17 protein-coding genes, 1 tRNA gene and 1 CRISPR repeat array are annotated in these 22,833 nt (G+C 28.7%); of the genes, 2 read left to right on the top strand and 16 right to left on the bottom strand.

Going from position 1 to position 22,833, the window contains the following annotated elements:
• Positions 1–29 precede the first annotated feature (29 nt).
• The 13 genes from mfd to purR all read right to left on the bottom strand — a co-directional run bounded on the left by mfd (position 30) and on the right by purR (position 14,471).
• Positions 30–3,536, bottom strand: a complete 3,507-nt coding sequence (gene mfd / locus KQI30_RS04855; protein WP_216462119.1) for a transcription-repair coupling factor — start codon at positions 3,534–3,536, stop codon at positions 30–32.
• A 10-nt stretch (positions 3,537–3,546) separates the two neighbouring features.
• The gene (pth, locus tag KQI30_RS04850; protein ID WP_216462118.1) at positions 3,547–4,116 is read right to left on the bottom strand and encodes an aminoacyl-tRNA hydrolase; all 570 of its coding nucleotides are present in this window, start codon (positions 4,114–4,116) and stop codon (positions 3,547–3,549) included.
• Positions 4,117–4,156: 40 nt separating this feature from the next.
• Positions 4,157–5,173, bottom strand: a complete 1,017-nt coding sequence (locus tag KQI30_RS04845; protein WP_216462117.1) for a S1C family serine protease — start codon at positions 5,171–5,173, stop codon at positions 4,157–4,159.
• Positions 5,174–5,178: 5 nt separating this feature from the next.
• Positions 5,179–6,612, bottom strand: a complete 1,434-nt coding sequence (locus KQI30_RS04840) for a sensor histidine kinase (protein WP_216462116.1) — start codon at positions 6,610–6,612, stop codon at positions 5,179–5,181.
• Positions 6,612–7,295: a response regulator transcription factor gene (locus tag KQI30_RS04835; protein WP_216462115.1), complete on the bottom strand. Its 684-nt coding sequence runs from the start codon at positions 7,293–7,295 to the stop codon at positions 6,612–6,614. The genes KQI30_RS04840 and KQI30_RS04835 overlap by 1 nt, the downstream gene beginning before the upstream one ends.
• Positions 7,296–7,470: 175 nt before the next feature.
• Positions 7,471–7,860: an aspartate 1-decarboxylase gene (gene panD, locus KQI30_RS04830; RefSeq protein ID WP_216462114.1), complete on the bottom strand. Its 390-nt coding sequence runs from the start codon at positions 7,858–7,860 to the stop codon at positions 7,471–7,473.
• 15 nt (positions 7,861–7,875) lie between these two features.
• Entirely contained in the window at positions 7,876–8,718 is an 843-nt protein-coding gene (gene panC / locus KQI30_RS04825; protein WP_216462113.1) for a pantoate--beta-alanine ligase, read from the bottom strand.
• A gap of 11 nt (positions 8,719–8,729) precedes the next feature.
• Positions 8,730–9,554 carry a 3-methyl-2-oxobutanoate hydroxymethyltransferase gene (gene panB, locus KQI30_RS04820; protein ID WP_216462112.1) on the bottom strand — a complete coding sequence of 275 codons (825 nt, stop codon included), beginning with the start codon at positions 9,552–9,554 and terminating at the stop codon, positions 8,730–8,732.
• Positions 9,541–10,416: a Rossmann-like and DUF2520 domain-containing protein gene (locus KQI30_RS04815; protein ID WP_437177721.1), complete on the bottom strand. Its 876-nt coding sequence runs from the start codon at positions 10,414–10,416 to the stop codon at positions 9,541–9,543. Before KQI30_RS04815 ends, panB begins: the two co-directional genes overlap by 14 nt.
• A gap of 358 nt (positions 10,417–10,774) precedes the next feature.
• Positions 10,775–11,731: a ribose-phosphate diphosphokinase gene (locus KQI30_RS04810; RefSeq protein WP_216462110.1), complete on the bottom strand. Its 957-nt coding sequence runs from the start codon at positions 11,729–11,731 to the stop codon at positions 10,775–10,777.
• Between the two features lie 14 nt (positions 11,732–11,745).
• Positions 11,746–13,122, bottom strand: coding sequence for a bifunctional UDP-N-acetylglucosamine diphosphorylase/glucosamine-1-phosphate N-acetyltransferase GlmU (gene glmU, locus KQI30_RS04805; protein ID WP_216462109.1), 1,377 nt, complete (start codon positions 13,120–13,122; stop codon positions 11,746–11,748).
• Between the two features lie 147 nt (positions 13,123–13,269).
• A complete protein-coding gene (spoVG, locus tag KQI30_RS04800; protein ID WP_216462108.1) occupies positions 13,270–13,557 on the bottom strand; it encodes a septation regulator SpoVG in 288 nt (95 codons plus the stop codon).
• 104 nt (positions 13,558–13,661) lie between these two features.
• Positions 13,662–14,471: a pur operon repressor gene (gene purR, locus KQI30_RS04795; RefSeq protein WP_216462107.1), complete on the bottom strand. Its 810-nt coding sequence runs from the start codon at positions 14,469–14,471 to the stop codon at positions 13,662–13,664.
• A gap of 193 nt (positions 14,472–14,664) precedes the next feature.
• On the opposite strand from purR, the gene murC reads away from it, so the two are divergent.
• Complete coding sequence (gene murC / locus KQI30_RS04790; protein WP_216462106.1) at positions 14,665–16,035, top strand: UDP-N-acetylmuramate--L-alanine ligase; 1,371 nt, start codon at positions 14,665–14,667, stop codon at positions 16,033–16,035.
• A gap of 261 nt (positions 16,036–16,296) precedes the next feature.
• A tRNA-Pro gene (locus tag KQI30_RS04785) sits at positions 16,297–16,372 on the top strand.
• Positions 16,373–16,674: 302 nt separating this feature from the next.
• Here the strand turns inward: KQI30_RS04785 and KQI30_RS04780 are convergent.
• From KQI30_RS04780 to cas5, 3 genes are all read right to left on the bottom strand, one after another.
• A complete protein-coding gene (locus KQI30_RS04780) occupies positions 16,675–17,928 on the bottom strand; it encodes a chloride channel protein (protein WP_216462105.1) in 1,254 nt (417 codons plus the stop codon).
• Positions 17,929–18,017: 89 nt separating this feature from the next.
• A CRISPR array of direct repeats spans positions 18,018–19,614; the repeat unit is 29 nt; unit sequence ATTTAAATTCCTTATAGTTAATAAAAAAC.
• Positions 19,615–19,789: 175 nt separating this feature from the next.
• Positions 19,790–22,024: a CRISPR-associated helicase Cas3' gene (gene cas3, locus KQI30_RS04775; protein ID WP_253287386.1), complete on the bottom strand. Its 2,235-nt coding sequence runs from the start codon at positions 22,022–22,024 to the stop codon at positions 19,790–19,792.
• Between the two features lie 10 nt (positions 22,025–22,034).
• On the bottom strand, positions 22,035–22,832 hold the full coding sequence (gene cas5, locus KQI30_RS04770; protein WP_216462104.1) for a CRISPR-associated protein Cas5: 798 nt from the start codon (positions 22,830–22,832) through the stop codon (positions 22,035–22,037).
• Position 22,833 lies beyond the last annotated feature (1 nt).

Genomic DNA, 22,833 nt, shown 5'->3' with positions numbered 1-22,833 from the left:
TTATCTCTTATAATTTTACCACATTTTTCTTACTCTTCAACAAATTTTGTTATATCTTCAATAATAGTTTTAACTTCTACTAAAAGTTGATCACGTTTTTCTATTGAGTAAGCCATTATAGGATTTTCGCCATCCTTAAATGATATATTTTTAGAATACTTTTCTATAACCTTAGTTATCATATTACTTGTAATTCTCTTTCTATTATCGAACTTAATATCTATTACTGAATTTCTATCTTTTATTTCAATAATTCCAAGAGCTTTACCTAATATTCTTATATAAGAAATATCTATTAAATTATTTACTGACGTTGGTATATCTCCAAACCTATCAATAATTTCTTCCACTACTTCTTCTTTCTCTTCATTTGATTCTATTGAAGCTATCTTCTTATAAATTTCAATCTTAGTAACTTCATCTTCTATATAATCATTTGGAATATATGCATTTACCTTTATATCCACTACTGTGTCAACAGTTTCTTGATCAATATCCCCTTTAATAACTTTTATTGTATCCTCTAGCATCTTACAATACAAATCATATCCTATAGAAGCCATATGACCATGTTGTGCTGATCCCATTAAGTTACCTGCACCTCTTATTTCTAAGTCTCTCATAGCAACCTTAAATCCTGATCCAAGCTCAGTAAAGTCCTTAATAGCCTTAAGTCTTTTTTCTGCCACTTCAGTAATGACCTTATCTTTTCTATATGTAAGATACGCATACGCTATTCTATTAGTTCTTCCAACTCTACCTCTTAGCTGATACAATTGTGATAATCCCATTCTGTCAGCATCATATATAATCATAGTATTTGCATTTTGAATATCAATTCCAGTTTCTATTATTGTTGTAGCTAAAAGTATGTCATACTCACCACTCATGAAAGATGACATTACGTTTTCCAATTCCTTTTCTTTCATTCTTCCATTAGCAGTAATTATTCTAGCTTCTGGTACTATCTTTGATAGATAACTTTCCATTTCCAATATAGAATCTACCCTATTGTATACAAAAAATACTTGACCACCTCTATTAATTTCTCTAAGTATTGCGTCTCTTATTAATTGATCATTGTATTCTACAACATAAGTTTGTACTGGATATCTATTTTCTGGTGGTGTCTCTATAACACTAATACCTCTAACTCCAGTTAAAGACATATGTAGAGTTCTTGGTATTGGTGTTGCTGTTAATGTTAATACATCAACATTCTTTTTAAACTCTTTAATTTTTTCCTTATGCCTTACTCCAAAACGTTGTTCTTCATCTATAATTAATAAACCTAAATCTTTAAATTGCACAGATGATCCTAAAATCTTATGAGTTCCTATAAGTATGTCTACATTTCCTTCTTTTACAGCTGTTAATGTCTTCTTTATATTAGCTGCTGTCTTAAATCTAGATATCATATCTATATTTACTGGAAAACCTGAAAATCTTTCTTTAAAGTTTTTATAATGCTGCTCTGCTAAAATTGTTGTCGGCACTAAAATAGCTACTTGTTTTCCATCCATAACCGCTTTAAAAGCGGCCCTCATAGCAACTTCTGTTTTTCCATATCCAACATCACCACATAATAGCCTATCCATAGGCTTATTACTTTCCATATCCTTTTTTATATCTTCTATAGCTAATAATTGATCTTCTGTCTCCTCATAAGGAAACTCATCTTCAAATTGTTTTTGCCAAGGAGTATCCTTTCTATATGAATATCCTGTTACTGCAGATCTCGCTGCATACAACTTAACAAGATCCTCTGCTATAGCATTTATAGATGTTCTTACTTTATTTTTAGCCTTTTGCCACTCGTTACCACCAAGCTTATTTATCTTAGGTACAACACCTTCACTACCTATATACTTTTGAATTAAATCAAGTTGTTCTACCGGTACATATACCTTAGCATCATTAGCATAAGATATTTCTAAGAAATCCTTTTTAACATTATCTATTTCTAATTGAGTTATTCCTTTATATACACCTATACCATGACTAACATGTACAACATAGTCACCAGGCTTTAATTCAGTAAAACTCTTTATTTTCCCTACGCCTTTAGCTTTCTTTTTCTTTTTTGTTTTTCTTTTTCCTTGTCCAAACAATTCTTTATCTGATATTACACTTAAACCTAAGTCTGGAAATTGAAAACCTTTATCTAGCATTCCAAAAGTAATCATAATTTGACCATCTAAAATCTCATCAAAAGAATCTTTATATATTGCCTCTATATCATCTTCCCTTAAATTTCTTCCTAATCTTTCACCTCTAGCCCTAGTACCACTTAAAACTACTATCTTATCGCCATTAGCTTTTCTCTCTTTTATATCCTCTATAAAAAGTTCTGTTTTTCCTTGATAAGAATTTAAAGTTATTTGATTTAAACTTACTGTAAGGTATGGTGGAAAATACTTATCTCCTTTTGCAAGCATACTTAACGTTAACAACTTGCTACCTTCAATCTTCTCTACTATTACATCTTTAGATAGTACTATATCACCTTGCTTTGGTAATATATCCCCTCTACTCAAAAATGTATCGTAATCTTCTAAAAATTCATATTGTAATGACTCTAATTTTCCTATTGATCTATCAACTTCATCAACTATTACTATAGGATTATTAAAATATTGAAGAAAATCTACAGGTTTCTCATAAAAATATGTTACATATGAATCTACAGTTTCAAATGTACCCTTTTCAATTAAGCTTTCTATATTTTTATTAACTATACCTGATATTTTTTCTTTTGCTTCTTTATCATCTTTTAAGCTAATCTTAACTTTTTCAAAATCCTCTTTAATTGCCTTTATTGCATTATCGCAAAATTCTTTAGGTATTATAACTTCTTTAGCTGGAGTAATTTCAGCAGTTTTTACCTTTTCTATACTACGTTGTGATTCAACATTAAAAGTTCTTATAGAATCTACTTCATCTCCAAACAACTCAATTCTGTATGGATATCTGGATACTGGAGGAAATATATCTATAATCCCACCACGTTTTGAAAATTGACCTCTACCTTCTACAACATCTACATGCTCGTAACCACTTTCAACTAACTTTTCAACTAATTCTACTTCATCTAACTCTTTACCTTCTTTTACCTTGAAATGGTATTTCTTCATAACTTCCATTGGTATATAAAGGCCTCTTAAAGTTTCAATACTAGTTACTATTATTCTTTTTCCATTACCAATTAGCTCTTTAAATACCTTTAATCTTTCCCAAATTAAATCTCCTGATGTAGCTGTAATATTATAAAAAACTATATCTTTTGTTGGAAAATAATATGCATTTGTTGTAAAAAAGCTTAATTCTTCATATAACTTTTTACTCTCCATATCTGAAGAGGTAAAAACTACTATAGAATCATCACTACTTTCAAACAGTGACCATATTGCATACGCCTTACCAGATTCTGATAATCCATTTATATTTATAGGAAATTGATTATTTTTTATACCCCTTAATATATTTTCAAAATTTCCACTACCTACTATTGGGGTAAGAAGACCTTGTAATCTCATCTTTACACCTCTAAGAATTTATATTTAGTCCATTGTACTTATTCATAGATGCATTGACACCATTAGCTATCATTTCTTCAACAGCATCAGCACTAGCTTCAAACACCTTTTCTACTATAACTCTTTCTTCTTTATCAAATACACCTAAAACATGCTCTATTAAGTTATTTTTTGGAGCCCCCACCCCTACTTTTATTCTAGGAAATTCATCTGTCTTTAAATTTGCTATAACACTTTTAATTCCATTATGACCGCCAGCACTTCCTTTATCTCTAATTCTAAGTCTACCAACATTTAATGAAATATCATCATATATTATAATAATTTCATTAGGTGAAAGTTTATAAAAATTAGCTGCCTCTAAAATACTTTCACCACTTAGATTCATATAAGTTGAAGGCTTTAACAACATAACTTTCTTATTTTCAATAATACCTTCACCACATACACCTTTAAATTTTTCTTTACTAACTGAAATATTATGTCTATCTGCTAAAACATCTATAACATCAAAACCAACATTATGTCTAGTTTTATCATACTTGCTACCTATGTTTCCTAATCCTACTACTAATATCATCTTTATCACCTTCATTCATGAATTTAGGCTAGAGAAACCCCTAGCCAATGTTATTTTCAATTGTTAATTCTATAATCTTTCCATCTCTTACTATATTACATTTTATATTAGAATTAAAATAGTTTTTTTCCATAAACTTTTCAAAAGCTTTGTAATTTTCTATGCTTTTCCCATTAACACTTATAACTATATCTCCTGGCATAAGTCCACTATTTTTATATATTCCAGATACATTAATAATATATGCACCTTTATCTATTTCATCCTCTTCAGTAGCATCTCTTCCTACCAGTCCCATATTGCTAGATTCACCTTCATAATCTCTTATTATACTCTCTACCTTGTTTATTATATCTCCCATGTATACAATATCTGGAGATTCTTTAGAATTTTTTATACCTACTATTTCACTTTTATTATTAATAAATATTCCTATATCGCTTACATTGGTAATGTTATTTTTTATATAATGTACATCTTCTTTAGTATCTACTTCTACTACAGATCCTATTGATACTTGTTTTTTGAAATCTGCATCATAGAATCCATAAATAGTGTATCCTCTTTTTATAATTGGCAACACTGCATTATATCCTGACACCGATGACTCTCCATCTATTTTTATAACAGCTATATCTACTGTATCATCTTTCCCTATTAACGTTCCTTTCATTGACCGCCCATCATAATTAATAACTATATCTTTATTATCTTTTATACTCGAATATGTAGTTAAAACATATCCCCCTCTTTTGTATAGAATACCCATTGTAGAGTTTTCATTATTCTCATCAGTTACATTAAGTATATATGAACTTATATTCCAAAAAATTTGTTCAACAGCATTATTTTGTATATCTAATATTTTGGAAGCATTTTGTTGCCTATACTTACCTAATATAAATTCATGATATAAAAATATACATAGTATATTTATTGCTACAGATATACAAACTACATTACTATATTTCACGATAACTTTTGTAGCTTTTCTTCTTTTGTTTAATTCATAATGAATAAATCCCTTTTTTTCATCGTTACAACTTTCTTTTTTCAAAGAAATCACTCCCTAATCTGTAGTCTTTTTATACTAAATGTAAATTGTACTCCGCCTTCTCTTTTGTTTTCAACAATTATATCTTCGTTTAAACTTTTTATTATATTTCTAACTATAGACAATCCTAAACCAGTAGATTCCTTAATAGTCCTTGACTTATCCCCTTTATAAAATCTTTCCCATATATGTTTTAATCCATCTTCACTAATAGATGCCCCGCTATTATATATGGATATAAAAACTTTATCCTTACTTATCTTAACTTCTATCTTAACTATTCCTTCTTCATTACAATACTTTATAGCATTATCTATTAAGTTAACTAAAACTTGAATGACTCTATCTTTATCTGATACTACATAAAGTTCTTTTTCGTCATATATTATCTCTACATTTAATCTCTTTCTTTCAAATAATGGTTGAAAGTAATCAACTTGATCTCTAATTAACTTAATAATATCAAAAGAAGTTATCTCCAATTCTACATTTCCAGATTCTAATGTTGATAAATTTAGCAAGTCATTTATAAGTCTAGCTAATCTATCTATCTCATCATATGCTAGTGACAAATAATGTTCTTGCTTACTAGCAGGTATAACACCATCTAAAATTCCACCAATAAACCCTTTAATAGAAGTCATTGGTGATCTTAATTCATGGGATACATTTGAAATAAACTCTTTACTATTATTATCTAATGTCTCCATATATTCAGCAGTTCTATTAAAAGCTCTTCCAAGATCCTCAATCTCATCTAATCCTTGAATTTCAACTCTCGTTGTAAAATCACCTTGTGATACCTTGTGATATGATCTATTTATTTCTACTATAGGTTTTACTATTCTTCTTCTAGTAAATAAATAGAAACTTAATGCACCTAAAAATGCTACTAGCACAGCCATAGAAAATATCTTTAACAAAAACATAGCCATACTCTTTGTGAAATACATCGGATTTTCACTAATAATTATTGCTCCCAAAAACTTATTTTCCCTAATAACCGGTGCAATATAAACTTCTTTATCTGTATTTGCAAATATATCAGTAGGCCCGCCTTTATCTATGAATTCACCTTCTTTTAGCTTTTCAAGATACTTACTATCTATTTTTTTACCTATGATAGATTTTGAATCATCAGAACCCATGAAAATATTACCTACTGAATCAGCTAATGCAACTTTATATCTCTTAGTATTTTCTAAACCTACTAATGAGTTACTTAATAAACCTCCACTAACACTTCCTTCATAGTATTCTTCTATAACTACAGAAAGTATTATAGATGCTTGCTTAACATCTTGATTTCTATTTTCAATATAAATATTTCTATATAAAAATGCTAATAATATAGTTAATACTATAAAACTGCCCATAAAAATACTTAGATATGCTCCTATTATCTTAGAAAAAAGTTTTCTTTTTTTACTTTCTCCTCGCATTATTTCACCTCAAATTTATATCCTACTCCCCAAACAGTTTGCAGAGACCAACCTTCTCCATCAGATACCTTTTCTCTAATTCTCTTAATATGAACATCTACAGTTCTTGAATCACCTGGATAATCGTAACCCCATACTTTGCATAATAATTCTTCTCTAGTAAATACCTTATTTTTATTCATAGCCAAGAAGTGTAAAAGTTCTAATTCTTTTGGTGGCATTTTTATTTCTTTTTCACCTAAATAAACTGTATAAGAAGATATATCTATCTTTAAGTCATTAAACACTAAAACGTCATTTTCATTATTTTCATTTCCATTACTTCTTCTAAGTACAGCCTTAATTCTAGCTATTAATTCCCTTGCATCAAAAGGTTTAACAATATAATCATCAGCTCCTGAATCTAAACCTGTAATTTTATCATAAGTACTGCCTTTTGCTGTTAACATAATTACAGGAACATTACTTTCTGATTTTATGTCTTTTAATATTTCAAATCCATTTTTACCTGGAAGCATTACATCTAATACTATCAAATCAGGTTGCCACTCTTTAAACGCATCATAAACTTTATCACCTTCATTTACTACTTTTGTAACAAACCCTTCACTTTCTACGTATAATTTTATAAGTTCACAAATATTTTTATCATCATCTACTATTAAAATTCTATTATTCACCATAATACCTCCAATTTTATAATAATTATATTCTTCTTTATAATAACAAAACCACTAATTAAGCCTTGTACTTTAGTTAACGAAATCTACATTTTCTTATATTCAAAAAAAGGAGGTAAAATCCTCCTTAATAATTCTTAACTTTTTGATAACTTTTATTCTAAAAATAAGTAATATATTAATTTCCCTTTATTTCTCCATGTGATTCATAATGAAATATTTCAGAAACCTTATTGTTTTCATCAGCAAGAACTACTGTTGGCTTATGCTCTAATGCCTCTTCTCTAGTAAATTGTGCATATGACATTATTATAACCTTATCTCCAGGTTGAACAAGTCTTGCTGCAGCACCATTTAAACTAATTATGCCTGTTCCTCTTTCTCCTGGGATAGTGTATGTTTCAAGTCTACTTCCATTATCAACATCAACAACTTGTACCATTTCATATTCTAATATTCCTGCAGCATCTAATAAATCCTTATCTACTGTTATGCTTCCTACATAATTTACATTGGCTTCTGTTACGATAGCTCTATGTATCTTACTTTTTAACATTGTTAATTGCATTATTTCATCCCCTTACTATTTTATTATAATATTATCAATTAGTCTTGTTTTTCCTATGTATACTGCAATAGCAATTAATACATCACTTTCTATTTCTTCTACATCCTCTATAGTATTTATATCTACAATATTTACGTAATCAATTTTAGCTAATGGTTCTTTATTTATAACATTACTAATGACTGATATAACTTTTTTACTATTCTTTTCACCATTTTCTATAGCATTTTTAGCTTCTTTTAAGCTTCTTGAAAGTACTAACGCTGCCTTTCTTTCATCTTCTCCTAGATATTTATTTCTAGAACTCTTAGCTAATCCATCTTCTTCTCTAATAATAGGGCACCCTATTACTTCAACAGGACTATTAAGATCTCTTACCATTTTCTTTATAACCATAAGTTGTTGTGCATCTTTTTGACCAAAATAAGCTCTATCTGGTAGTACTATGTTGAAAAGTTTTGTTACAACTGTAGTTACCCCGTTAAAGTGTCCTGGTCTTTTTGCACCACAAAGACCAGCTGTAAGTCCTTCTACTGATACTGTTGTTTTTCTTTCTTCAGGATACATTTCTTCTACAGATGGTAAAAACATAACATCTCCACCATAAGTTTCACAAACTTCTTCATCTCTTTTTTGATCTCTTGGGTACTTATCTAAATCTTCATTAGGTCCAAATTGAATTGGATTTACAAAAGTAGATACTACTACAATATTATTTTCCTCTTTAGCCCTCTTTATTAAAGAACCATGTCCCTCATGAAGATATCCCATTGTAGGTACAAACCCTACTGTAAGTCCATCCCTTTTATATTGTTTTACTAATTCCCTAACTTCACTTATTGTATATACAACTTTCATAAAATCCCCTCCTAATACAACTTAGCTAATGCAGCTGCATCTATACTAAAACAATGTTTTTCTTCTGGAAATGCCCCACTTTTTACATCTTTATCGTATGCCTTGAAAGCTTCCATCATAATCTCACCAACATTAGCATACTCTTTTACAAACTTAGGTTTAAATCCTTGGAACATAGATATCATATCTTGATAAACAAGTACTTGTCCATCACAACATTCTCCAGCTCCAATACCTATAGTTGGAATAGAGATAGCCTTAGTTATAAGTTCTGCTACATCTCTTGGTATACATTCTAAAACAACAGCGAAAGCTCCTGCTTTCTCTAGAGTCTTTGCATCTTCTATAAGCTGTTTTGCTGCTTCTTCGCTTTTTCCTTGAACTTTAAATCCACCAAAAACATTTATTGATTGTGGTGTTAATCCAATATGTCCTACTACAGGAATTTGAGCATCAACTATAGCTTCTACCTGTTTTGCTACCTTAGCTCCACCTTCAAGCTTAACAGCTCCAGCTCCACCTTCCTTTATAAGTCTTCCTGCATTCTTTACTGCATCCTCTATATTAGTATAACTCATAAATGGCATATCACCTATTACTAAAGCATTTTCTACGCCACGAGTTACTGCTTTAGTATGATGGATCATATCTTCCATCGTAACAGATAAAGTATCCTTATATCCTAAGCATACCATTCCTAAGGAATCACCAACTAAAATAGAATTTATATCACAAGAATCAATGAGTTTAGCTGTAGAATAATCATACGCTGTTAACATTGATATCTTTTCTCCTCTTTTTTTCATTTCAATAAATGTTGCACTAGTATTTTTCATTTTCATTTCCCCCTAAAATAGAATTTATTTTTTTATACTTATTACTTAATCCATTTCTCTCTATTGATAAATCTAACAACTCTAGAGACAGTCTTTTATAAACCTCTTTGTCACCTTCATTTAATTTACTTAAATGACCTTCTATAGTATCTACATCACCTCTAACCACAGGACCTGTTAAGGAATTAACAAAGCCCTTGTCAAAAATACTATTAATATTACTTTCAACGAGAGGACGTAATGCTGCAATGCTATCTTCTTCATTAAAGCCTACCTTTTGTAAATATTTTGAGCTTAATGATAACAAAGCCAAAGTTAAGTTTGAAGCCATAGCACAAGCTAGATGATATGTTTTTTTATCACCCTTCATTAAAATAACTTTGTTTCCACAACCTTCTACTAGACCTTTGACAAGAGATAACTTTTCCTCTGCACCTTCTAATGTAAATACTGCCTGTCCTAAATTTTTATATGATGTTTCTTTATCCGAGAATGGATAGATTGGGTGTAATGAATACGGAAATGCACCTAATTCTCTAGCATTAGAGAATATACTTGAAGAATATGAGCCTGAGGTATTTACAATTATCTTATTTTCCAAATCAAAATTTGATATTTCGTTAAATCCATTGACCAATTCATCATCATTAGTAGTTATGAATATAATATCACAATCTAAAACAAAAGATTCTAAATCACTATAACCATTAGTTTCTGTAAAGTCTCTCGCAAATTCAGTCGAGGCAAACGTTTTAGAATAAAAACCTGCAATATCTAATCCATTGTTTTTGAAATATTTTCCTAAGGACACCGCAACCTTACCGGCTCCGAAAAATCCTATCTTCATAGCATCACCACCTATGTTAGTGTGCTCATAATTATTTCTTCAAGATCTTTAGGTGTAGTTCTTAATTTGATACTACCCATATTATAGACTATAACATATTATTTTTTTATCAACAATAGTTGGATAAAATTTCTTTTATTGCTAATATAGAGAACTATTATACTTAAGTGTTATTTTTTCATTCAAGGACATACCCAAATTGTATATTCTTAATTATTTGAACTTAATTATGCACTAAAAAACACATACTGATAATAAAAAAATAAGTGTGATGACACCAAACTTCAACATCATCACACTTATTTTTTAAGAAATTCCGCAGGAATTTCCTCCTTAAATGTGCACTGAAAACTGTGCACTGGCATACATCCTATTAGTCTTTAAAAATTATTGAAACTGGAAGATCTTCATAGATTCTTCTTATAGCTTCTGCAAAAATTGGCGCTACTGATAAAACTTTTATTTTATCAATTCTCTTTTCTTCTGGTAATGCTATAGTATCTAAAACTACTAATTGTTTTATGCAAGAGTTTTCTATTCTTTCTATAGCAGGTCCTGATAATACTGGATGAGTACAAGATGCATAAACTTCTTTAGCTCCCATCTTCATTAATGCTTCAGCAGCATTAACTATTGATCCTGCAGTATCTATCATATCGTCTATCATAACTACTGTTTTACCTTTTATATCTCCAATTACATTCATAACTTCAGATACATTTGGCTTTGGTCTTCTTTTATCAACTATCGCTAATGGTATGTGTAACTTCTCAGCAAAATTTCTAGCTCTTTTAACTCCACCGATATCTGGTGAAACTGCTACTAATTCTTCTGGGTCTATATCTAATTCCTTAATGTAGTTAGCAATTAAAGGTCCTCCCTCTAAGTGATCTACTGGAATATCAAAGAATCCTTGAATTTGAGTTGCATGTAAATCCATAGTTAAAACTCTATCTGCTCCTGCAGTATGAATAAGATTAGCTACAAGCTTAGCTGTTATAGGCTGTCTAGCTTTCGCTTTTCTATCTTGTCTTGCATATGCATAATGAGGTATAACTGCTGTTATCTTACCTGCTGATGCTCTCTTGAAAGCATCTATCATTATTAAAAGTTCCATTAATGAATCATTAACTGGATCTGCTGTTGGTTGAACTACAAATACATGAGCTCCTCTAACACTTTCATCAATATCTACTGATATTTCTCCATTTGAGAATTTAGAAACTTTAGATTTTCCAACTGATACACCTAATATGTCTGCTATATCTTGTGCTAATTGTTGATGTGAATTTCCTGCAAATATTTTAATATTTTCGCCATGTGAAATCATTACCATTGGCCTCCTTATTTTTTTTGATATAACCCTCTTCTACTAACCCAATTTTTTATATTAACTTGTCTTGCTCTAGCAACTGCTAATGCATCACTAGGTACAGTAGTTGTTATTGTAGATCCAGCAGCAATATATGCTCCGTCTTCTACTTCTACTGGTGCTACAAGATTTGTATTGCATCCAATAAACGCATTATCGCCTATTTTGGTTAAGTGTTTATTATTTCCATCATAGTTTACTGTAACAGTACCACAACCAAAGTTTACATTTTCTCCAACTTCTGCATCACCTACATAAGTTAAGTGAGAAACTTTTGTTCCATTTCCTATAGATGATTTCTTAATTTCTACAAAATCACCTATCTTTACATCATTGCCTATATTTGATTCTGGTCTAATATAAGCAAATGGTCCAACATGAGTATTTTCTCCTACTTTACTTTCTAAAATAACAGAACTTTGTACCTCTGTACCTTTTCCGATGAAACTATCTACAATTCTACTATTTTGTAAAATTACACAATCTTCAGATATTGTTGTAGTTCCTTCTAATATACATCCTGGATAAATAATAACATCCTTCTCTATCTTTACGTCTCTTCCTATATAAGTGTTACTTGGATCAATTATAGTTACCCCATTTATAAGATGTTTTTCATTTATCTTTCTTCTCATAATTGACTCTACTTCTGCTAATTGTACCCTAGAATTTATACCTAAAGTCTCTTCAAACGGTGATACCACAGATCCTACCTTTAAGCCTTTTTTAGCCATTATTTCTATTACATCTGTTAAGTAATATTCATTTTGTGCATTATTATTATTTAATTTGTCTAATGCTTGAAGTAATTCTTCTATATCAAATATATACATACCTGCATTTACTTCTTTTATTTTCAATTGTTCTTCATTACAATCTTTATGTTCAACTATAGCTTCAACATTACCTTCATTATTTCTTACTATTCTTCCATAACCTGTAGAATCTTCAATAATAGATGTAATTATTGTTCCATAATTTTTCTCACTTATGTGACTATTTATTACGTTTTCTAATGTTTCTGGTTCTATTAGTGGTGCATCACCATTTGCTATAACAACTATACCTTTTTTGTCTTTTAAAAATTCCTTAGCACATATTACTGCATGTCCAGTACCTAATGTTTCTTCTTGTAAAGAATAACTTACATTTTTCTCTTCGGTATTTTTACGAACAAGCTCTGCACCTGTACCTATTATTACATTAACATCATCTATATTAACTTTTCTTAATGTATCTATAACATGATTTACCATGCTCTTTCCACATACCTTATGTAATACTTTCGGAAGCTTTGATTTCATTCTAGTGCCTTGCCCCGCAGCCAAAACCAATGAACACTTATACATATTTACACCTCTACCAAATATTTAATATATATTTATATATATCACATATTATTATATTTTATAGCGCATATATTTTCAACAGCGTAAAGTTTTATATAGATAATAATAAAATCTCATTTATATAAATGAGATTTTATTATTATCTAACTATTCAGTTACATTTTCCTCTTCACTAGCTTGATTCTTAACCTTTTCATATTCAGATAAAATTGAATTTTGTAGTTGTTCTCTAGTAGCTGTATTAATTGGATGAGCAATATCCTTAAACTCTCCATCTGGAGTTCTTCTACTTGGCATTGCTATAAATAATCCATTTTGTCCTTCTATAATTTTAATATCATGAACTACAAATTCATTATTGAAGGTTACAGAAACGATGGCTTTCATTTTACCTTCGCTAGTAATCTTTCTAATTCTTACATCAGTTATTTGCATGCAATACACCTCCAAGACACTTTTATAATTAAATTCTATAAAAATCTTGGATTTCCTTCTTTATTTTTACATTTTATTAAAAAAATTTTATTTTCTTTCAATATTTATATTATAGAAGGTTTTAATATTGCCATTCCATTATTATCAATACCGTAATATTTTATAAGTGATATATAATTATCTACTATTTTTTCGCTACTTTCTACATTATCTATAAGTACTCCTGTTCCAATTAAATTACAATCAAACTCTTTTATAAGATCAGCGATTCCTTTAGCTGTGCCTCCTGCTTTCATAAAATCATCTATAAACAAACAGTTTGACTTTGCATTTAATGATTTTTTAGAAAGTGACATTGATTGTATTCTTTTGCTTGATCCCGATACATAATTTATTGATACTGTAGTTCCTTCAGTAACTTTATTATCTCTTCTTACAATTACTAATTTAACTCCTAACATCTTTGCTACTTCATAAGCAAGCGGAATCCCTTTAGTTTCTACTGTAACTACATAATCAATATCTTTCTCTATAAAAATTGATGCTAGTATATGACCTGCTTTTGAAATTATATCTGGATCATATAATATATCCGTCATATAAAGAAAATCACCAATAATAACTCTTTCCTTCTCTCCTAATACTTTGCACAACTTTGATACAAATTCTTCTCTCATCTCATCTGTAACAGAACAAACGTACTTAACTCCGCCAGAAGCTCCCGCCACTGTTTCCACTTTTCCTAAATTTAAAGATTTAAATGTATCTTTAATAATAACAATATCTTCAGAGGTTGTAGACTTCGCTGCATTTAGTCTTTCAGTAAAATAGTTCAACCCTATAACTTTGTTCGGATTTTCTATAAGTTTTTTAGTTATTACACCTATTCTCTGACCTCTAGAATACTTTTCCATCTTTTCTCCACACCTTATACGAATTTTTTTAGTTTATTTTTTTACTAATATTCATATTTTATGATAAAACCACTAAATTATCAATATAAATAGTATTGGAGAAAATTTAGAAAATTACACAATCTTTGTTTTGATTTACTGAATATTTGTATATAATTAGTATAGACTAGTAAGAATTAAGGAGGCGACAGTTTTGTCATTAAATATAAATAAAGACCATAATATTCACTTTATAGGTATCGGTGGGGTTTCGATGAGTGGATTAGCAGAAATTTTACTTCATAGAGGCTATAAAGTTTCTGGTTCAGATATGAATGCATCTCCTATAACAGAACATTTAAAAAATATTGGAGCAACCATCTATATAGGTCAAAAGAAAGAAAATCTAAATAATGTAGGTGCTGTAGTTTATACTGCTGCTATTAGTGAAGATAACGAAGAGCTTATAGCTGCTCGTAAACTAAACGTGCCTTTATTTAATAGAGCACAATTCCTTGGTGAAATCATGAAAGACTTCCATCATAATATTGCTGTATCTGGTACTCATGGTAAAACTACTACTACTTCAATGTATTCACACGTACTTTTATCAGCAGAATTAGATCCTACTATATTAGTTGGAGGAAAACTTGATATTATCGATGGTTACGTTCGTTGCGGTAAATCTGACTTCTTCTTAACAGAAGCTTGTGAATATAAAGAATCATTCTTATCTTTCTTTCCTACAATAGGCGTAATATTAAATATTGATGCTGATCATCTAGACTATTACAAAGATATAAATCAAATAGAAGAAGCGTTCAAGAAATTCGCTCATATAATTCCAAAAGACGGATACTTAATTGCTAATGCTGAAGATAAAAAAGTTATGGAAGTTGCATCTACTGTAGATTGTAATGTAATATCTTTTGGTATTAATTCCGGTGATGTAAAAGCTGAAAATATTATTTTTGATGAAAGAAGTCGTGGGTCTTTTGATGTAACATATAAAAATGAAAAAATTCTTTCTATTACATTAAAAGTACCAGGAAGACACAATATCTTAAACGCTCTTTCAACAATAGCTGGTTCTATAGCTATGGGAATACCTTATGAAAATATTAAAGCTGGTCTTGAAAGTTTCCATGGTACTAATAGACGTTTTGAATATAAAGGTAAAAAGAATGGTATAACTGTTATTGATGATTATGCTCATCATCCAACAGAAATAAAAGCAACTTTAGCAGCTGCTAAAAACTTTCCTCATAAAAAGTTAGTTATAGCGTTCCAACCTCACACTTACACTAGAACTAAGAGCTTATTTAAAGAATTTTCAGAAGTATTTGATGAAGTTGACGAACTAATTTTAGCTGATATTTATGCTGCTAGAGAAAAAGATACTGGTATAGTTTCATCTCAAATGCTTTGCGATGCAATAAAAGCTAGAGGTGTAAATGCTATTAATATTCATAGTTTTGATGAAATAGAATCATATCTAGAAAAAACTCTTGAAGATGGTGATTTATTTATCACTGTAGGAGCTGGAGATATATTTAAAGTTGGTGAATCATTCCTAGCTAAATAATAATTAAAATGAATGGAACTGTCGCACAATAAATATGCATTGTGCCTCAGTTCCTTTTTGGTAGTGAAGAGATAATAGTGTAAGAAGAACCATAGTCTAACTTATAACATTCAACTAAGCACTTAAAATTTCAGAAATTCTGCAAGAATTTCATCTATACCTGTGCCTTGTGCCCTGTGACCTTATACATATACCTTTTCACTGTTTTTGAAATTTTTCTTGCTTTTTGTCACATTTGCATATATAATAAGTCTCGTGCCTCGGGGTGTGGCTCAGATGGTAGAGTGCGTGGTTTGGGACCATGAGGTCGCAGGTTCGAGACCTGTCACCCCGACCAAAAAGACGTTGAAGTAAACTTCAACGTCTTTTTTTATAATCTATATACTAATGCATTAATATGAATGTAATTATTGTTATAGCTACTAATGCAATTATTGATAAAATATTTCTGCTCTTGACCATTTTGAATTCCCCCTCTTATGCTACTGCAATCTTCATTTGTAAATTGTTATATAAAAATAAGCAATAGAACTTATCTTATGAGCTCCATTGCTAATATACAATATAATATCATAATATTATATAATTATCTATATTTTTCAAAAAGTTATATAAATATATTTAAAATTTTCCTAAATACTAATTCTTTCCTCCAGCAGCTTCAAATAATGTACTCTTTTCTTTTGTTAACTCTCTTTTAGTTAAAATATCATAAAATCCTGATACAATATAAGTTACCGTCATAACTATAATAATTGCTAAAACCTCTCCGCTACCAAAATACTCTATAGCCATAGCTACTGCTGTTATTGGTAACGCATGTGATCCACAAAATACGCCTATCATTCCTAATGCAGCTACAGATGCTAAAGGTAATCCAAAAAAACTAGATATTGCACTACCAAAAGTTGCCCCTACAAAGAATGTAGGATTTACACGTCCACCTTGAAAAACAGAACCTAATGCTACTGCAGTAAATATTGTCTTCCAAAAGAAATGTAACATATGAGACTGCGTAGAAAAGGCATCATTTATAATAGATTGACCTAATCCATTATAGTTTTTTCCTAATATTAAAGTGAGTACTATTGTTATAATTCCACCTAGGAAACCTTTTATCATTGGGTTTTTAACTACTAATCCATAAATCTTAGAACTATTATCAACAACAAAGTTAAAAAACATTCCTACTAATCCAAAAAGCAGTCCAAGAATTATAAGTTTTACTATAAGAAGACATGTTAATTTTCCTAAATCTAATTGCGGATATTCTATTGGTTTTACACCGACTAATTTTGACACTTCACTAGAAATTACGCTAGTAAAAAAAGCTGGTATTAATGATTCATAATGAAAATTACCTTTAAGTACTAACTCCATACCCAAAAGTGCTCCAGCAAATGGTGTGTCATATAATACCCCAAAAGCAGCACCAACTCCACTAATTACTAAAGTTCTTTGTTCACCATCATTTAGCTTTAATCTTCTAGCCAAAAAATCTCCAAAGGTTCCTGCCATAGCCACACCAGCACTATCTTTACCTGCTGATCCTCCAAAAAAAGTTGTTGCTAATGACCCTATAAAACTTACAGGGATCATATATATAGGAATATCTTTTGCAGCACTTTGTACTTCTGACTTTAGCAAATTTTCTCCTGAATACGCATTTCTTTTTACTCTAACATATATAAAACTAATTATTACTCCTGCAATAGGCAAAAAATATATTAACCACTGATTCTTCTTTCTAAATTTATTAGCAAAACCTAATATTCTATCAAAAGCCCCTACTACTATTCCAATGGCGATTCCCATAATTATGCTTAGAATAAGCCACTTAAAAACTTGTTTTATCAATTCCTTACTATACTTTTCTATTTTATTCTTCTTCATATTGCACCGCCTATATTAATTTATAATATAGTAGTGTTCCCCAAAAATGATTATACTTATTAATAATATATAATTATAAGTGTAGTAGTATTTAAATTCCTTATAGTTAATAAAAAACAAATCTTCTTTTGTGGTATGTGCCTAAATAATCATGATTTAAATTCCTTATAGTTAATAAAAAACATATGCCTTAAATTCTAACTCAGTGGTTTGTGTTTTATTTAAATTCCTTATAGTTAATAAAAAACTAAATCTATCTTTTTAGATGTTCCACTTTCTATACAATTTAAATTCCTTATAGTTAATAAAAAACGTAGCTATAAATCTTAATCCCATACCACCCATATCTTTATTTAAATTCCTTATAGTTAATAAAAAACTCTGTGTGATTTGCCCTCAGCTTTTAGAACTGTAAAATTTAAATTCCTTATAGTTAATAAAAAACCATTTCTTGCATCTGCAAGTAAAGCCTTTCTAATTCTATTTAAATTCCTTATAGTTAATAAAAAACAAAACAGAAATAGTAATGACAGCTAATTTAAGAGAAATTTAAATTCCTTATAGTTAATAAAAAACGCTCCAGCAACTTTTAGACCATCTATATTATTCTCATATTTAAATTCCTTATAGTTAATAAAAAACGATGAACTTTTTAAACATGCTTAACAACAACACAAAATTTAAATTCCTTATAGTTAATAAAAAACACAAGATAGAAAAGGTCGAAAAGCAATATTAGATATATTTAAATTCCTTATAGTTAATAAAAAACAATTACTTGCTATTGTAAACGAAGGTGATAATAATATATTTAAATTCCTTATAGTTAATAAAAAACTTATATACTTAGTAGATAGTTTAAATGAATTATACGAATTTAAATTCCTTATAGTTAATAAAAAACTACACTATTAGAATCAGCCATATCGTTTAATAATACAATTTAAATTCCTTATAGTTAATAAAAAACGAAAACAGGCGGTAGTAAAACACATACACATTCTAGATTTAAATTCCTTATAGTTAATAAAAAACTATCCATGCTATGGCGTCTTTTACAGTTAAGTTAGTATTTAAATTCCTTATAGTTAATAAAAAACTGCTTTCCAAAATATAAATTTTAATTTATAATCCTTATTTAAATTCCTTATAGTTAATAAAAAACGTCCTAACGCTTCCATAGCCGCCGCACTTTGTTCAGTATTTAAATTCCTTATAGTTAATAAAAAACTTCTTTAAAGCTGGTATAGATGGAATAAAAGAAGCAATTTAAATTCCTTATAGTTAATAAAAAACGAGGAAATTATGGAAAATAAAAGTATAGTGCCTAATATTTAAATTCCTTATAGTTAATAAAAAACTGATATATTTATTGTTAATGCATTTCTTTTTAGTGATTTAAATTCCTTATAGTTAATAAAAAACAGTGTTTCAGAAATAACTTTGAATAATGGAGAAAGTATTTAAATTCCTTATAGTTAATAAAAAACACATGTATTATTACATGATTAAATATTTAACAAGTTTATTTAAATTCCTTATAGTTAATAAAAAACACAAGATAGTGCTTTAGGTAATGCAAATTACTTTAAATTTAAATTCCTTATAGTTAATAAAAAACGCTAATATGGAATTCCAACAAGCAATGTCAAAACTTATTTAAATTCCTTATAGTTAATAAAAAACCCCCTATTTACATATTACCTTAAAGTAGCTATTTTACTAGGTTTCATCATAAAAAGTAATTAGTAAAAATCTTATTTTTGCAGTAAACCTTTAGTAGGAAATATCTCAATTGCTCTTAACCATCCTCAAAGTCAATGATACCAATAGTTTTCTAATGTTTATACTAAAATATGATTTACTGCAATATTAATCCTTCATCTTCTGTATATTTATATTTATCACTATCTTTTATTAGAAAATATCCCTCTACTCTCTCTACAAGATTCATACCATATAACTTGTTAAAAATCCCCTTTGATATTTGTATAGATTTAAGTTGTACATCTTTTCTATTACTTGTACTTGCAAAATCTTTTGCTAATATAACTTTATACGTAATATCTATATCCCTAAATAACTTCGAAGCCTTTTTCTTATTATCTACTATATTTTTATATGGTTCAAATTTAAACATTAAATCAGTTCCAGTAAAATTATCTGTAATTATTCCATATATATCTTTTATACTATCATTACAAACTTTAAATTCTTCTGAAAAGTATTTTTTAATACTATCATTATCATAATATTCATCTAAAATAACTTTTCTAGTTTCCATATCAAAAATAATCTGTTTCTTTAGCCTATTTATAAGTATCTTCTTAGTTATTTCTTTAAGCTTATCTTCATAAACATCTTTTTTATTAGGTAATATATAAAATTCACCTAATGAATACTTATTGTGCCTATTACATCTACCCATTCTTTGTATTAATGAATCCATAGGTGCTAAATCTGTTATTATTACATTGAAGTCTAAATCTAACGATACCTCTACAGATTGTGTAGCTATCCATATATCCCCTTTACCATTTAGTATATTATTATATTTTACTTTTTTATCTTCGAACTTAAATCTACTATGTAATACCCCAATTTCTTTATCATGATACTTCTTTTTTAACAATTCATATGTTTTATTTACTTCATCAATAGTATTTTTTACTATCAATACCTTTTTACCATCTTCAATAGATTTATATACTATATCTTCAACTCTATTTTCTTTAATAAACTCAACTCTAACATTTTTTCCTTCTGAAAACTCTTCTACCTCATTACTCTCAACAAATTTAATTTTCCCACTTTCATTAGAAAATGATATATTTTTTTTAACCATTTCATCTTTATATGATTTAGGTAATGTAGCTGTCATTAAGTGAAATTTTACATTTAACCATTTACAACTAAATTCTATAAAATATAATAATATTAAAAACATTCTAGGGTCTAATAAATGTACTTCATCTACCGTTATTGATGCCCCTTCTAGTGCTGCAAAAACTTTCTCATACCCTGGGAACTTAAACATAGCTAATAATAATTGATCTACTGTAGCTATCACATATGGCTTACAAAAATTCTTACTTAGATTTATATCTCTCATCGTTAATTTGATTTCATCTGAATCATTATTGCTTACTGAGTATAAATTAATATCACCATGAAGTAATCCTATATAGTCATCATCTTTAAATATACTTTCTCTATAAAAACTTTCTGCTGAAATTTTATTTGGAACTAAAAAAAACTTTCTTTTAAAACTTTTTCTATAATCTGAAACAGTTTTTCCAGCTCCAGTAAATGCAACTGTTAATACATTCTCATCTTTCAACTTCCTCAAATTTTCTTGCAGTGTTGTAAAACTTATATCTTTGTAACTGATCCCACTTCTTGAAGCAATATTATTCTTAATTAACTTATCTATATCATTATCACTTATATCATTATAAAATCTAAAATTCTTCTCTCCACTAGACGCAATATGATCTGTTAAATTTAATAACCCTTTATACTTAATATATTTTATTTTTTCTTCTTCCCCATCAATTTCATCACCTAAAGTATATAAATAATCATAATCTAATTTTTCTTTGTCAAACTTAAAATTAATCTTCAAATTTTCTGAAATAAACTCTTCTACTTCTTTCAAATTATACTCATTACTTTCTAATATATCTTTTTCAATATACTGATATATTTCTTCCTGAACTCGAGTTTTACTTAATCTAATATAATCTTCATATTTGCCATGGTGCAATATTATAGCTTTATATATAATTAATTTTTCATTACACTGTATGTTAATGTTTTCTAACACCATAAACAACATAGCTCCTGATAAAACATTATGTCTAGTTATATTATTTTCTTCTTCATTACCATACAATTTATTTTGCATTACAGAATTTATCTTTCCCAAGTCGTGACAAATACAAATAAGATTCATTATTTCTTTATCATAGTTTTCATAAAGTCCTGACTTATACATAACTGCTAAAACTTCTAACAAATCACCTATATGCTCAACTAATCCTTGTTGCTTTCTATTATTCTTAACGTCTTCAGATTTCGCTAGTACTTTTCTCATAATCCCCCTCCTAAAGCCATGTGAAAACTTCTTTTTTCTTACCATCATCATATATATTTACAGTTATATTTTTAGGATATATACCTTCTTTATCTACGTATATATAATGACTAAATATAAATTTTCTGTCGACTTTATCAGCTTCCAAGTCTTTATATGTGCTTGGCAAAGCATATAATGCACCTTTAGATAATATATCATTTGAACTATCTTTTAAGTCTACTTTTATATAGCTATTCATAATTTTTAATTGTTCTTTAATAGCTTCTTTCGTTTCACTTATATATTTTTCTTCAAGATACACTTCTTCAACAAAAACACCTTTAACTATTGGAATTATGAAATCTTCTTTTCTTCCTATATTCATATACTTACTTGGACTTTCTAAGCTATTCTTTATAATCTGAAATTCTTCATTACTTTCTGTAGATATATATATGGTTAATTGTACATCTTTAAGAACCTCATAATTTAATATACTATTTTCAGCTAATTCACTTTTATAATAATCATAATATTCTCCATCACTTAACCTATTTTCTACCTTTTTCTTAAACTTCCTATAATCATCCCAAAATGAAATTCTCTCTCCTCTAGAAAACTCTATTTCCTTTGACTTATAAAACCCAATTACAGCAATATCTATTGGTGATTTTAATCTTCTATCACATAAATAAGTCAACATACCCATTATTGTAGTTTTAGGTGGTAATTCTAAGGTATCTATATATTCATTTTGAGAAACCTTATGATCTCTATAATGAGCTGTTGGTTGCTTAACTCTAATTCTTAATGCTTTTTTGCTCATA

It is taken from the genome of Clostridium bornimense (assembly GCF_018917145.1).
Classification (GTDB): domain Bacteria; phylum Bacillota; class Clostridia; order Clostridiales; family Clostridiaceae; genus Clostridium_AN; species Clostridium_AN bornimense_A.
Note: the sequence above shows the minus strand (reverse complement) of the source record. Positions and strands in the feature narration are given on the sequence as shown.